The sequence below is a fragment of the Pseudomonas sp. AC252 genome, from assembly GCF_979258105.1.
Genome location: NZ_OZ409837.1, coordinates 4,359,602 through 4,372,549, shown reverse-complemented (window position 1 = coordinate 4,372,549; position 12,948 = coordinate 4,359,602). Strand labels below are relative to the sequence as shown.

The following is a 12,948-nucleotide window of genomic DNA, read 5'->3' as shown; positions in this document are numbered from 1 at the left end:
GCCTTCGGCAGCTCCTGCATGGGTAAGGCGATGTCCTGCAGGAGCAGCCGAAGGTTGCGATCCTCTGATCTCATCGGTTCCCGCCCAGTAACTGCTCGCGCAACTCGGGACTGCGCGTACGCGGGTCCAGCCAGATATCAAAAAACGCCTTGGCAAACTGCGGATCCTCGATCTCATGCTGGAGCTTCTGGCCGACAAAAAACCGCGCGCCCTGCCCCGGCAGATACACACCGGTAATCCGCGTGCCGGCCTGCACGTCGACAAACGATTGCTGCATTTGCGTCTGCCAGACGGCCAATTGCGCAGAAGTGACCCGAGGACCGGCAAGGCGTTTGATTTCTTCGACGCTGGTGCTGACCAGATCGTCTCGCGAGATTTTGCGCCGGTAGATCAGCTCCAGGGCAAACGGCTGGCCGTCCGCCAGAGGCCGCGCGGCACTCCACAAGCGCGCGCTGTAAACATCGAAGCCGAACACGCTGAAATCGCCGCTGCCAATGATTTGCGCCCCTGGCACTGCGTCCTGCCAATTGGCCCACGTCGGCGTCAGCAACAGTGCCCACAAGCCGATGCCACAACAGCCACGTACGAGCTTGGGTGTTCTGTTCATCGCCGTATCGTCTCCGCTGCGTGCTGATGAGCAAAGCATAGCTGGATTCGCACCTGATTTTTTGTATACAAAAGTTGCGAACATGAGCAGCAATCTTCAGTCGGCAGTGCTAACGTGGCTCATTCTGACCCGACGGAGACACCCGCGTGCTGATCCTCAAACTGCTGCTGATTCCCGGTTTTCTCCTGCTGATTTCCCTGGCGGGCAAACGCTGGGGGCCGAGCGTGGCCGGATGGCTGTCGGGATTGCCGGTGGTGGTCGGGCCGATTCTGTTCTTTCTGGCGATCGAACAAGGGCCGCAGTTTGCCGCGCAATCGGCGGTGGCGGCGCTGTCGGCAATGTTCGCGATGATTGCGTTCTGCATCACCTATGCGCAGGTGGCGCAGCGGGCCAATTGGCCATGGGCGTTGACGATTTCGCTGGCGGTTTGGGGCGTACTGGCGGCGGTGTTGTCGGTCATTCCGGCGTCCTTGCCGTTCTCGGTGATTGCGGCAGCGGTGGCACTGCTCGCTTCGCCTTATCTGTTCCCGGAGGTGCAGCCGGTATTGAACGGGCCAGCACCGAAGTCGGACAAACTGATCTGGCGAATGATTGCCGGCGCGGCGCTGACACTGGTGGTGACGATGCTCGCCAGCACTGTCGGCGAACGCTGGAGCGGGCTGCTGGCGGTGTTCCCGGTGCTGGGCAGTGTGATGGCGGTGTTCTCGCAACAAACTCGCGGTCCGGCCTTCACCGCTGCGTTATTACGCGCAACGGCGACCGGCATGTATTCGTTCTCGGCGTTCTGCCTGGTGTCGGCCTTGACGCTGCCGAGCATGGGCCTCAGCGGCTTCGTGGCAGGCGTAGCGGTGTCGGTAGCGATGCTCGGGGTGACCAGGCGTCTGCTGGCGCGGCCAGTGGCCAAGGCGCAAGCGCAATAACCGCCCGGACGAATCGCGCTGGAACGCCCGGTGTGCTCCGTGGGATGATCGCCCGCCTCGCGCGACCATTTCCCGGAGATTCAGATGTCATTGTTGAGCAAAAAAGCCGTCGTCCTGATGCTGGCGGCCGTCGCCGGTTTCGCCGCGATCAACGCACACGCCGCCAAGGAAAAAGTCAAAACCGAGAAGGTCTCGCTGCTTGACGGCAAGTTTGCCTTCGTCCTGCCCAAAGGCTTTGTCGCCGACCCGCTGCCCGCCAGCCCGAGCGGCGCCAAGGGCACGATGTACACCAACCAGACCTCCAAGACCGTGGTCATCGCCGCCGAAAACCAGATCCCGGCCGGGCAGAACGTCAAGGATAACGACGGTGAGTTTCTCGACGGCAGCGTATCGAGTTTCATCGACGATCAGCGCAAGGCCCTGCCGGACTTCAACAAGCTCAGCGAGAAAAGCCTGACCCAGAAAGGCACCGGTCTCGGCCTGCGCCAGGTTGACAGCACCGCCACCCAAGGCGGTGGCCAAACCCTGGACACCACGCTGCTGGCCGGCTCCGGAACGAAGATGGCGCTGGTGCAGGTGATTTCCCGCGCCAGCGACAAGAAAGGTCACGATGCCCTGGTCAAAGCCATCGTCAAGGATTGAGCCGCTGCAACCAGCCATTCAGATCGCGCAATTCGGCCGAACTGATGCTGTGGCCGACGCCCGGATACGCGTGAAACTCGGGCTTGTAATCGAGTTTCTGCAATAGCGCATTGGCCTCGGTGCCGTGACGGTAAGGCACCGGGTCATCGGCAGTGCCGTGGCCGATAAAGATGCTCAGCGGCAGCGGCGGTTGGCCAGGCTTGAGTTCGGCTTTGAGCACCGGCAACAAGCGCCCGCTCAACGCGGCAAAGCCGCCCACGGCCGCCGGGGCGCGCAGGCCGACTTCGTAGCTCATCATCGCGCCCTGGCTGAAGCCGATCAGGTAAACCTTGTCCGGCGCGGCGTGATATTTCCTCGCCGCCTGGGCGATAAAGTCGCGCAGTTTCTGACCGCTGACCTTCAGATCATCGGTCTCGCCGTTGTAGGCACCTTCGCCCTTCTTGCGAAACCACTGGTAACGTCCTTCACCCAACGTCATCGGCGCGCGCACGGAAAGGTAGTTGTACTGCGCCGGCAGCTGAAATTTCATGCCGATCAGATCGGCTTCGTTACTGCCGTAGCCGTGCAGAAAAATCACCAGCGGACGTGGTTCGGCGTCGGCGTGGACCAGTTCGAGGTACTTGAGTGGCAGATCGGATTGCAGGGTGGTTTGCGCGTGGACGGCGGTGGATGCGAGCAGGGTCAGCAGGGCGAATAGTTTCAACATAAAGCCTTCCTTCACAGAGTGTCGGGTTCGCGGGGAGCCTAACAATCCTCCGGCTGAGGATCCAAATTTTGTGGAGTGGCTGATGCCGCTATCGCTGGCAAGCCGGCTCCCACAAGAATTGCGGCGTCTCCAAATTTTGAGATCAACCGCAACCCTGTGGGAGCTGGCTTGCCAGCGATGGGGTCAGCAAATTCAGCGAAGAGCCATCAGTCGTTGGTCAGCTTCCCGGTTCTAAAAGGCACCCGCCCCGCCACTTTCGCCTGCCAGATCCCCGGCTCGGTATAACGCCCGCGATCAATCGCAAACAGCACCCCGCTGGTGCCGGCGCGCACGGTGGTCACGCGATCCTGCAACGGGTCAACAACCTCGAACAGCGCGTCGCCCTGCTCGACCCACTCGCCAGCATTGCGCAAGAAACTGACCACGCCGTGGTGCGGGGCGAACAGGTATTCGGTGCCTTCAAACGGCAGACCTTCACAACATTCGCTCGGCGCCGCCGGCCAGTCGCCGCTGATGAAGCCCTGCTCGGCGAGAAAGCCCAGAATCGCCTCACAGTTGGCCTGCGCCTGATCGACGCGGGTGTCGCCCATGCTGCCCAGCTCCAGCGTGGTCGCCAGGTTCGCCGGCGGAATCGCCGCATGAGGAAATGCTTTGGCCAGACGCAACCACGGTGTCGAGCACGATTCATCGAACGAGCTGCCGCCGGAATCCTCGCAGAGCAAAGCTACGCCGGCCTTTAGTCGCGCCGCAAGAGACTGCCACTGCGGCCAGTGTTGCGGCAGCGCGTAGAGGTGAATCGCAGCGTCGAAATCGCAATGCAGATCGAGGGTGATGTCGGCGTCGCAGGCGTGGCGCAGCAACAGGCGATGCAAGGCTTCCAGTTGCGAGGCCGGAGCCGGGAGTCCCTCGAAGACCTGAGCCATGGCCTGGCGAATCAGCGCGACATTGGCCTCGGCATCCGCGCCCAGACGCTCGCCAACCAGCGCCGCGACCGGGGCGCTGAGTTCGACGAATGCGCGGTTGAAATTCTTGCCGCTGCCGAGTTCGAAGCGGCCCATGTGATTGCCTTGCAGATGCTGATCCAGACCAATCGGATTGGCCACCGGCACCAGTTCGACAACGCCCTGCAAACGGCCCTGCTGCTCCAGTTCGTTCAAACGCAGCTTGAGTTCCCATGCGGTGCGCATGCCCGGCAGTTCATCGGCGTGCAGGCTGGCCTGGATATAGACTTTTCGGCTGCCAGCGCCGTAACGGAACACGCTGAGCGAGCGCTCACTGCCCAAATGGCTCCAGGGCAGAACATGGTCGATGCGTTGCATTGTTGACTCCTCATATCTGCATCACACAGGTCCCCTGTGGGAGCGGGCTTGCTCGCGAATGCAATGTGTCAGCCACTAAAGATGCTGAATGTTAAACCGCATTCGAAAGCAAGCTCGCTCCCCCAATGGATCTCTATCAGTACAACGAAAACATAAAAAAAATGGCCACCGCGCAAACGGGGCCACTTTTTTCACGGCGTATTAATGGCCGTACACGTCAAAGTCGAAGTACTTGTCCTGGACTTTCTTGTACTCGCCATTGGCGCGGATTTCGGTGATGGCTTTGTTGAACTGCTCAGCCAGCGCGGTATCGCCCTTGCGCACGGCAATGCCAGCACCGCCGCCGAAGTATTTGGCGTCTTCATAAGTCGGGCCGACGAATTCGAAGCCTTTGCCGGCGTCGGTTTTCAGGAAACCGTCGCTGAGGTTGACCGAGTCAGCGAGCATCGCGTCGATACGTCCGGAAACCATGTCGAGGTTGGCTTCCTGCTGCGAGCCGTAGCGCACCAGTTCGATCCCGGCCGGAACCAGCACTTCGGTCGCGTAACGGTCGTGAGTACTGGCGCGCAGCACACCGACTTTCTTGCCTTTGAGTTCGGTCAGCGGGTCTTTCACGCCCGAGCCTTCCTTCATCACGAAGCGCGCCGGGGTGTGGTAGTACTTGATGGTGAAATCGACGTTTTTCTTGCGATCGTCAGTGATGGTCATCGACGACAGGATCGCATCGATTTTCTTCACTTTCAGTGCCGGGATCAGGCCATCGAACTCTTGCTCGACCCACGTGCATTTGACCTTCATCTGCGCGCACAGCGCATCGCCGATGTCCACGTCAAAACCAGTGAGTTTGCCGTCAGGGGTTTTCATCGAGAATGGCGGGTAACCGGCTTCGATACCGATGCGGATCGGCTTGGCGTCTTCCGCCACAGCGGTCAGGGACAACATCGACAGTGCCAGGGCACCGAACATCACTAGCTTTTTCATTTATTACTCCCGTGCGGAGGCTTTTATTGGCAGCTTTCGATTCAGCATTCGGTCATGGCGTTCTAACGGCAAAAACCGAAGTGGCCGGCAGTCTATGGCGACGCGCACGGGGGCAATTGTTTTTAAGCGACAAATACTTACAGAACATCGGCGCACGCATTGACGAGGATCAACGCGTGCGCCGTGGCGGTGCGAAGGCTGTAGGACAAGACTGTTTGCAGAGCAAAAAATGTTGTTTCCCCTGCAGGCGCTGCCGAAGGCTGCGCCTACGGAGAGATCAGCATTCGCAGGCGACGGGTGTGTTGGCGACTGCCGCCGCGTTGAGGTTGAAACCTTCATCCAGCCATCCGGTGACGCCGCCGATCATCTCTTTGACTGGATAGCCCAACGCGGCAAATTTCACCGCAGCCTTGTTCGCGCCGTTGCAATGCGGTCCGGCGCAATAGACCACGAACAAAGTGTGTTTCGGGTAATCGGCCAAGCGCTCCGCCGTGAGCAAGCGGGTCGGGATATTGATCGCGCCGGGCACATGGCCGCGCTCGAACGCCAACGGGCCGCGCACGTCCACCAGAACAAAATCGACCTCCCCGGCCTCGTGGCTACTGAATACGTCGGAACAATCGGTTTCGAAGGTCAGACGATTGCTGAAATGCATCAGGGCAATCGCCGAAGGCGCGGCGGGAATTTCGCGAACCAGGCTGGTCATGCTGTGTTGCTCCTTTGTCTGTGGGGGATGAACGAACTTTATCGAGACGGCGGTTGCCGCTACAGTGGCGCGTAAGACACCGACCGGGAGTTTTCCGCCAAATGCCCACTCAGCCCAATCTGGTTGCCATTCTGGCTTACGATGGCCTCTGCACGTTCGAGTTCGGCATCGCCGTGGAGATCTTTGGCCTGGCGCGGCCAGAGTTCGACTTCCCTTGGTACGCGCATGCGATTGCCGCGGTCGATCAAGGCCCGATGCGCGCCATGGGCGGGATTCAGGTGCTGGCCGATGGTGGCCTGGAACTGCTCGCCGATGCACGCACCATCGTCATTCCCGGCTGGCGCGATCGCAACGCCGCGGTGCCGTCAGCGCTGATCGACGCATTGCGTCAGGCCCATGGCCGAGGCGCGCGGTTGCTGTCGATCTGCTCGGGCGTGTTCGTGCTCGCCGCCAGCGGTCTGCTCGACGGCCACCGCGCCACCACGCACTGGCGCTACACCGGTGAACTGGCGCAACGCTACCCGGCGATCGAGGTCGATCCAGACGTGCTCTACGTCGACGCCGGTCAACTGATCACCTCCGCCGGCAGCGCCGCCGGCATCGACGCCTGCCTGCACCTGGTAACCCGTGACTTCGGCACGCAGGTCGCCAACGCCGTCGCGCGGCGCCTGGTCATGTCGCCGCAACGCACCGGCGGCCAGGCCCAATTCATCCCCACCCCGGTCAGCCCGACGCCGCGCAGCGACCTGTCGCGCGTCATGCAATGGGCCCGCGAACGCCTGCACGAACCACTCGAAGTCCGTGATCTGGCCAGTGAAGCGGCGATGAGCGAGCGCACGTTTCTGCGGCGCTTCACCGAAGCCAGCGGCCAATCGCCGAAAGCCTGGCTGCAACATGAACGCTTGGCGCGGGCACGTGAGCTGCTCGAGAGCACCCACCAACACACCGAGCAGATCGCCCAACGCTGCGGCTATCGCTCGGTGGAGAGTTTTCGTGTGGCGTTTCGTAGCGTGGTGGGCGTACCGCCGTCGGTTTATAGGGAGCGGTTTGGGCGAAGCAACAAGCTTTCGCTCCATCCCACGGCGTTTTAAGCGCTGATGTTGACGGCGAGGACGGCGGAAACGCTCGGCGGGGAAAATTGTAAAACGGAAAAATGCGGCTTGCTTTATATTGGTTCTGATATAACCTGAAAATCAAACGTGGACGGGCATTTCTTGCAATACAACTCACCGTCGCCGCTTACGTTCAGCTATTACGCTTTTCCTTTTGACACAGGACTAGCCGATGCAGAAACACAAGGATGTGGTGTTCGTGGGGAGCGCGTTGAAAGATATCAAAGCGTTTCCGGTTGATGCCCGCAGGGCGGCGGGGTTTCAGCTGGACCTGTTGCAACAGGGTGATGACCCTCTCGATTGGCGCCCTATGAAAACCGTAGGACGCGGTGTCAACGAAATCAGGATCACTGAGGACTCAGGGGCGTTTCGCGTGTTTTATGTAGTCAATCGACCTGAAGCAATCTATGTGCTTCACGCCATGCACAAAACCACACGTAAAACGGAAATCAGAGATATCGAACTGGCCCGGGCCAGATATCAGGAAATAGGTTAAGCCATGAAGGAACATCAAGACTCATCCCAACAATTTTCCAGTGTATGGGATGCATTGGAGGACACGCCTCAGGAAGCTGCCAACATGCGTTTGCGAGCCAAGCTCATGCGTTCGCTTTGCGAGACCATTAGAGCGTGGGAGCTGCCTCAAAAGGACGCGGCACAAAGATTGGGAATCTCGCAGCCACGCCTTAATGATGTACTCAATGGGAAAATCGACAAATTCTCGCTCGATGCACTGGTCAACCTGTCAGCTGCTGCAAGGCTGGAGGTGGACATTTGCTTTCCTTCAGCCCCGTTGCAATGGGCCTGACAATGTCCACCCTAGCATCCGAGCGGGGAAATCGAGGGAGTTGAATAGCATTCAACTTCGTAGCTAACCATCGACATCATCCAGCTGCACAGGCGTTCCGCTGGATGATTCCTCCCCTTCAATCCTCCCGCGTCAAAACCTCCAGCAACTCGATCTCAAACACTAGATTCGAATTCGGCGGAATCTTGCCCATGGTCCGCTCGCCGTACCCCAGATGCGCCGGTACCAGCAGTTTGCGTGTGCCGCCGACCTGCATGCCCATCAGGCCCTGATCCCAGCCTTTGATCACGCGTCCAGTGCCGATCACGCACTGAAACGCTTTGCCCCGGCTCCAGGACGAGTCGAATTCAGTGCCGTCTTCCAGCCAACCGGTGTATTGGGTGGTAATCAGCGCGCCCTTCACCGCGGCTTTGCCGTCGCCCGGTTGCAGGTCGATGATTTGCAGTTCGTCTGTCATGTCGTTGGCTCTGTTGAGATATTTGCAGGCGGCGTTTTTCGCAGAATCCGTTGCCGATGGCAATCCATGGAACCGAAAACACGCCTTACCGCTCACATGTGTATCGACATCGTATGACGACAAGGATGCTTTGATGACCGACTCTCGATTGCTGCGCAGTTTCATCCCGCCCTACATCCTCAACCGAATCATTGCTCACGGTTCGGAGCCGCAGCGCAGCGCCGCGATGCAGACGCTCAACCACGTGCGCAGTCTGCTGCCCAATCCCGGCCGCCCTTCGCAGCCGCCGGCGCGCGCGATTCTGCCGGAGGCGACCAAGCCTGGCCTGGCCCGGCGCAGCGTGCATGATGCGCAGAACAAAATGCTCTTGCCGGGCATGCCGGTGCGTCTCGAGGGCCAGCCGGCGTCGGGCGATCCGGCGGTCGATGAGGCTTACGATGCGCTGGGCGCCAGCTATGATTTCTTCTGGAAAGTGCTCGGTCGCGACTCGATCGACAATCAAGGTTTCGCGCTGATCGGCAGCGTGCATTACGGCCAGGGCTACGAGAACGCATTCTGGAACGGTGCGCAGATGGTCTTCGGTGACGGCGATGGCGAAATCTTCCAGCGCTTCACCCGCTCGCTCGACGTCATCGGCCATGAACTGGCCCACGGCGTCACCGAAAGCGAAGCCGGGCTGATTTATGCCAACCAGTCCGGCGCGTTGAACGAGTCGCTGTCAGACGTGTTCGGTGTCTTGACCAAGCAATACACCCTCGGTCAAACCGCCGAGCAGGCCGACTGGTTGATCGGCGCCGACCTGCTGATGCCTAAGATCCAGGGCAAGGGCCTGCGCTCGATGTCGCACCCCGGCACGGCATATGACGACCCGCTGCTGGGCAAGGACCCGCAGCCGGACCATATGCGCAAGTTCGTCATCACCAGCGAAGACAATGGCGGCGTACACATCAACTCCGGCATTCCCAACCGCGCGTTTTACCTGGCAGCCCGAGCATTTGGCGGCTTTGCTTGGGAAAAAGCCGGACGCATCTGGTACGACACACTATGCGACAACCGCTTGAGCCAAGAGGCAACGTTCGACGCGTTTGCAAAATTGACCATCGACCACGCTGCTCAGCGCTTCGGCGCCGAAGCAGCCGGCTCAGTGCAGCAAGCCTGGGCACAGGTCGGCATCGAATAATCCGAGGAGACCGTATGAAAACGCTACCCGAGCTGGATGACGATTCCGTTTTGCGCGTATCTCGCCAGGGTGGCGTTGCAGCGATTCACAGCCTGAGCCGCCCACGGGAAATTGAATTCGCGCAATGCGACATCAGTCAGCGTTCAAGAATCTGCTCGGTGCTTGAGGGGTGCCTGCCGCTGGACAGCAGCGAATCCGGACGTGGTGATCAACGCTTTTATCAGATTGAGGTGCGCTATCAGTCCGGGGAAATGGTGTTGAAGGTGCCGGAGGACCGTGCACCGGGGGAGCTGGTGCATTTGTGGGACAAGGGGGAGCTGCTCTGATTCATGCTGGCGGTTCTTCTGCGTCGACAACTGACGATGTGCGCGGGCCAAAGCCCGCGGTCTGGCCGAATACGACACCGTTGAACGTGTGCGTACAGCACTCGCAGCTCGGCGTCATGTCCTGCGCCTTCAGTTTCGGATTGACCAGTTGCAGGAGATTTTGCTCGTCGACGTAAAGCCCGTTGAAATAACTGGACTCACCCAGTCGCACGACTTCTTCGCGATCCTTCTCATGGATGGCAACCATCCAGAACACCGGCGCTGATTGATCCAGTCGCGCCACAGCTTCGCTGAAAATGGCATCCCAAGAACCGCCAACCCGAGACAGCAGGAAGCGAAACAACGGCGTGTAATCTCGCCCGTATTGTTTGCCTGGGTGCATCGAACTTCGCATGCCTTCGTCACGGCTTGCAGCTTTGCTGTTGCGCTGATCGCGGTAATGCGCAACTGATTCGTGGCGACGAACACCCCACGTTCGAGTATTCACTTTGCGGTAAAGCGGTTTCTTGTCCAATCCCTTGTTCCTCATCCAGACGTCCGCTGTTTTACCGGAACGGCGTTCGAATGCAATCAGCCATCCGTGGCCAATTGTAAAGCCGAGGCTATTTCTCGACCGGCTGCATCTCGACAATCGTGCCATTGGTGATCATCACCATCACGTACTTGTCATTGATCTGCACCCACTGCGCCTGCTCGATCGGTGCTTTCAGACCTTTGGCTTTCCAGTTCTTCAGCGCCTTGTCTTCGCGCTGGTACATTTCCGGCGCGCGGTCGTTGACCTTCAGCTGGCGATCGCTGGTCGGCGATTGCACAGAGGGGTCGCTGGAGGTTTGCGCCGCTTGAACAATGGGCGTGATCCCGGCAATGCCGGCAACAAGGGCCAGGCTGGCGATTAGGGTTTTGCTGTTCATCGGTGAACCTCTTTCAGATAGGTAGTACCTGAACTCCGACTGTGCGGCGCGGGAAACATTCCTTGTTTTTTGCCAGAGATGGACACTAGAGGGCTTTGTCCATCAGACCGCCATCGCTGGCCAGCCAGCTCCCACAGGGATTGGTGTTTCACCAATTTTTTGACCGGAGCTCCGATCTCTGTAGGAGTGAGCCTGCTCGCGATAACCTTCGACTGGCAAACATCATTTTCGCCTGATACCGCTATCGCGAGCAGGCTCACTCCTACAAGAGCAAGAGCAAGAGCAAGAGCAAGAGCAAGAGCAAGATCAAAAGATCGCAGCCTTCGGCAGCTCCTACAGTTGGATTGGGCACGACCTCATGATCGGGTCGGCTGCCAGGCCGCCTTCGCGAGCTGGCCCGCTCCCACAGAAAAGCAAAGCAGCGCAGCTGCCCGCGGCGAAGCCGCCCCACTCAACAATGAGCGTTAGCTCGAGTGCTTTTGATCCACGGGCGACGTCGGAAGGCTAAGTGGAGGGATTGATCCGGGCGTGGGAGCGCAGCGACCGTCTGGCGCAGCCAGACACAGCGCAAGGAGGTGCAGCGAAGCAAACCGGAGCCGCTGCGCCCGGATCGATCCCGCAGCGAAGGAACCCGAGCCTGCGAGGGCCGAACGCAGGAGCAAGCCTTTTCGGTTACCTTTTCGGCGTTTGGAAAAGGTAACTCGCCGTAAGGGCGAAACCCTAAGCAGCCGTTACCGCAGCAACGGATATGTACCCGGTCAACCAGAACAATTATCGCTCGACAAAAAGCCTTCGCGGGCACGCACGCTCCCACATATGCCGCTAAGCACCGAAAGCATTGATCCGCCCCGCGCATCAATCCATGCCAACAATGCAATTAACAGATTGTTACATCTGCGCCACCATCCACCTCAATAAAAACCGTGCGCCGCTTCTCCGTAGCGCACGTCATAAAAGCGGTGGAGTACTTTTCCTATGACAGCCTCAATCCCTACCAACGGCTCGCGGGCCGGTGCCATCTTCCGGGTGACCTCGGGCAACTTCCTCGAACAGTTCGACTTCTTTCTGTTCGGCTTCTACGCCACGCAGATCGCGGCGGTGTTCTTCCCGGCGAGCAGCGAGTTCGCCTCCCTGATGATGACGTTCGCGGTGTTTGGCGCAGGCTTCCTGATGCGTCCGCTCGGCGCCATTGTGCTCGGTGCATACATCGATGATGTCGGTCGTCGCAAAGGTCTGATCGTCACCCTGTCGATCATGGCCAGCGGCACGATATTGATTGTGCTGGTGCCCGGATACGAAACCATTGGCCTGTTCGCTCCGGCGCTGGTGCTGATCGGCCGGCTGCTGCAAGGCTTCTCGGCCGGTGCGGAACTGGGTGGTGTGTCGGTGTATCTGTCCGAGATCGCCACGCCGGGCCGCAAAGGCTTTTTCACCGCTTGGCAGTCGGCCAGTCAGCAAGTGGCGATCATCGTCGCGGCCGCGCTGGGCTACGGTCTGAACCAGTGGATGGAGCCGCAAGTCGTGGCCGCGTGGGGCTGGCGCATTCCGTTTTTCGTCGGCTGCATGATCGTCCCGTTCATCTTCTTCCTGCGTCGTAATCTGGCGGAAACCGAAGAGTTCGCCGCGCGCAAACACCGTCCGAGCATGCGTGAAGTGTTCCGCACCCTCGGCCAGAACTGGGGCGTGGTACTTGGCGGGATGCTGATGGTCGCGCTGACCACCACCGCGTTCTACCTGATCACCGTGTACGCGCCGACCTTCGGTAAAACCGTGCTGCACCTGAGCACTTCCGACGCGCTGCTGGTGACGCTGCTGGTGGGTGTTTCGAACTTCTTCTGGCTGCCGATTGGCGGTGCGTTGTCCGACCGTATCGGCCGTCGTCCGGTACTGATCGGCATGGCCTTGCTGGCGCTGGCCACGACTTATCCGGCGCTGTCGTTCCTGGTGCAGGCGCCGAGCTTCACCAACATGCTGCTGTCGCTGCTGTGGCTGTCGTTCATCTACGGCTTGTACAACGGCGCGATGATTCCGGCGCTGACCGAAATCATGCCGGTGGAAGTGCGCGTCGCCGGCTTCTCCCTGGCCTACAGCCTGGCCACGGCGATCTTCGGCGGTTTCACCCCGGCGATGTCGACTTTCCTGATCCAGTACACCGGCGACAAAGCCGCGCCAGGTTACTGGATGAGCATCGGTGCCCTGTGCGCGCTGTGCGCCACGCTTTATCTGTACCGCCGTGCCGGTGGTCGTCTGCAACCTGTCGCGGCCTGAGGAAA

The 12,948-nt window shown here is 59.8% G+C and carries 16 protein-coding genes; 8 read left to right on the top strand and 8 right to left on the bottom strand.

All coding sequences use genetic code 11. From position 1 onward, the window contains the following. Positions 1–70: 70 nt before the first annotated feature. Positions 71–607: a chalcone isomerase family protein gene (locus ACZZZ4_RS20075; RefSeq protein ID WP_463548557.1), complete on the bottom strand. Its 537-nt coding sequence runs from the start codon at positions 605–607 to the stop codon at positions 71–73. 146 nt (positions 608–753) lie between these two features. Here ACZZZ4_RS20075 and ACZZZ4_RS20070 point away from each other — a divergent pair, with 146 nt between their 5' ends. Both ACZZZ4_RS20070 and ACZZZ4_RS20065 read left to right on the top strand, forming a co-directional pair. Then, the gene (locus ACZZZ4_RS20070; RefSeq protein ID WP_310409227.1) at positions 754–1,527 is read left to right on the top strand and encodes a hypothetical protein; all 774 of its coding nucleotides are present in this window, start codon (positions 754–756) and stop codon (positions 1,525–1,527) included. A gap of 84 nt (positions 1,528–1,611) precedes the next feature. Then, positions 1,612–2,169, top strand: coding sequence for a DcrB/PsbP domain-containing protein (locus ACZZZ4_RS20065; RefSeq protein WP_463548556.1), 558 nt, complete (start codon positions 1,612–1,614; stop codon positions 2,167–2,169). On the opposite strand, the gene ACZZZ4_RS20060 is transcribed toward ACZZZ4_RS20065, so the two are convergent. The 4 genes from ACZZZ4_RS20060 to ACZZZ4_RS20045 form a co-directional block, all read right to left on the bottom strand. Then, positions 2,159–2,875: an alpha/beta hydrolase gene (locus ACZZZ4_RS20060; protein WP_463548555.1), complete on the bottom strand. Its 717-nt coding sequence runs from the start codon at positions 2,873–2,875 to the stop codon at positions 2,159–2,161. The two genes, ACZZZ4_RS20065 and ACZZZ4_RS20060, sit on opposite strands and share 11 nt — an antisense overlap. A gap of 206 nt (positions 2,876–3,081) precedes the next feature. Next, complete coding sequence (locus ACZZZ4_RS20055; protein ID WP_463548554.1) at positions 3,082–4,194, bottom strand: succinylglutamate desuccinylase/aspartoacylase family protein; 1,113 nt, start codon at positions 4,192–4,194, stop codon at positions 3,082–3,084. Positions 4,195–4,395: 201 nt separating this feature from the next. Next, the gene (locus tag ACZZZ4_RS20050) at positions 4,396–5,175 is read right to left on the bottom strand and encodes an ABC transporter substrate-binding protein (protein WP_024013359.1); all 780 of its coding nucleotides are present in this window, start codon (positions 5,173–5,175) and stop codon (positions 4,396–4,398) included. 277 nt (positions 5,176–5,452) lie between these two features. Beyond that, positions 5,453–5,881: a rhodanese-like domain-containing protein gene (locus ACZZZ4_RS20045; protein WP_463548553.1), complete on the bottom strand. Its 429-nt coding sequence runs from the start codon at positions 5,879–5,881 to the stop codon at positions 5,453–5,455. A gap of 101 nt (positions 5,882–5,982) precedes the next feature. On the opposite strand from ACZZZ4_RS20045, the gene ftrA reads away from it, so the two are divergent. The 3 genes from ftrA (at position 5,983) to ACZZZ4_RS20030 (ending at position 7,801) form a co-directional block, all read left to right on the top strand. Further along, positions 5,983–6,972, top strand: coding sequence for a transcriptional regulator FtrA (ftrA, locus tag ACZZZ4_RS20040; RefSeq protein WP_463548552.1), 990 nt, complete (start codon positions 5,983–5,985; stop codon positions 6,970–6,972). 193 nt (positions 6,973–7,165) lie between these two features. Continuing rightward, on the top strand, positions 7,166–7,489 hold the full coding sequence (locus tag ACZZZ4_RS20035; RefSeq protein ID WP_415762895.1) for a type II toxin-antitoxin system RelE/ParE family toxin: 324 nt from the start codon (positions 7,166–7,168) through the stop codon (positions 7,487–7,489). Between the two features lie 3 nt (positions 7,490–7,492). Then, positions 7,493–7,801 (top strand): helix-turn-helix domain-containing protein, encoded by a 309-nt coding sequence (locus ACZZZ4_RS20030; RefSeq protein WP_415762897.1) that lies wholly within the window; start codon positions 7,493–7,495, stop codon positions 7,799–7,801. A 118-nt stretch (positions 7,802–7,919) separates the two neighbouring features. On the opposite strand, the gene ACZZZ4_RS20025 is transcribed toward ACZZZ4_RS20030, so the two are convergent. Further along, complete coding sequence (locus ACZZZ4_RS20025; protein WP_463548551.1) at positions 7,920–8,258, bottom strand: FKBP-type peptidyl-prolyl cis-trans isomerase; 339 nt, start codon at positions 8,256–8,258, stop codon at positions 7,920–7,922. 133 nt (positions 8,259–8,391) lie between these two features. On the opposite strand from ACZZZ4_RS20025, the gene ACZZZ4_RS20020 reads away from it, so the two are divergent. Continuing rightward, complete coding sequence (locus ACZZZ4_RS20020) at positions 8,392–9,438, top strand: M4 family metallopeptidase (RefSeq protein ID WP_039762235.1); 1,047 nt, start codon at positions 8,392–8,394, stop codon at positions 9,436–9,438. 14 nt (positions 9,439–9,452) lie between these two features. Next, positions 9,453–9,764 (top strand): protealysin inhibitor emfourin, encoded by a 312-nt coding sequence (locus tag ACZZZ4_RS20015; protein WP_039762237.1) that lies wholly within the window; start codon positions 9,453–9,455, stop codon positions 9,762–9,764. 1 nt (position 9,765) lies between these two features. On the opposite strand, the gene ACZZZ4_RS20010 is transcribed toward ACZZZ4_RS20015, so the two are convergent. Together ACZZZ4_RS20010 and ACZZZ4_RS20005 are read right to left on the bottom strand one after the other, a co-directional pair. After that, positions 9,766–10,278 carry a hypothetical protein gene (locus ACZZZ4_RS20010; protein WP_052269133.1) on the bottom strand — a complete coding sequence of 171 codons (513 nt, stop codon included), beginning with the start codon at positions 10,276–10,278 and terminating at the stop codon, positions 9,766–9,768. A gap of 88 nt (positions 10,279–10,366) precedes the next feature. Next, entirely contained in the window at positions 10,367–10,675 is a 309-nt protein-coding gene (locus ACZZZ4_RS20005; RefSeq protein ID WP_039762238.1) for an RcnB family protein, read from the bottom strand. A 975-nt stretch (positions 10,676–11,650) separates the two neighbouring features. Here ACZZZ4_RS20005 and tcuC point away from each other — a divergent pair. Next, complete coding sequence (tcuC, locus tag ACZZZ4_RS20000; protein ID WP_463537978.1) at positions 11,651–12,943, top strand: tricarballylate/proton symporter TcuC; 1,293 nt, start codon at positions 11,651–11,653, stop codon at positions 12,941–12,943. The last annotated feature ends 5 nt before the right edge of the window (positions 12,944–12,948 follow it).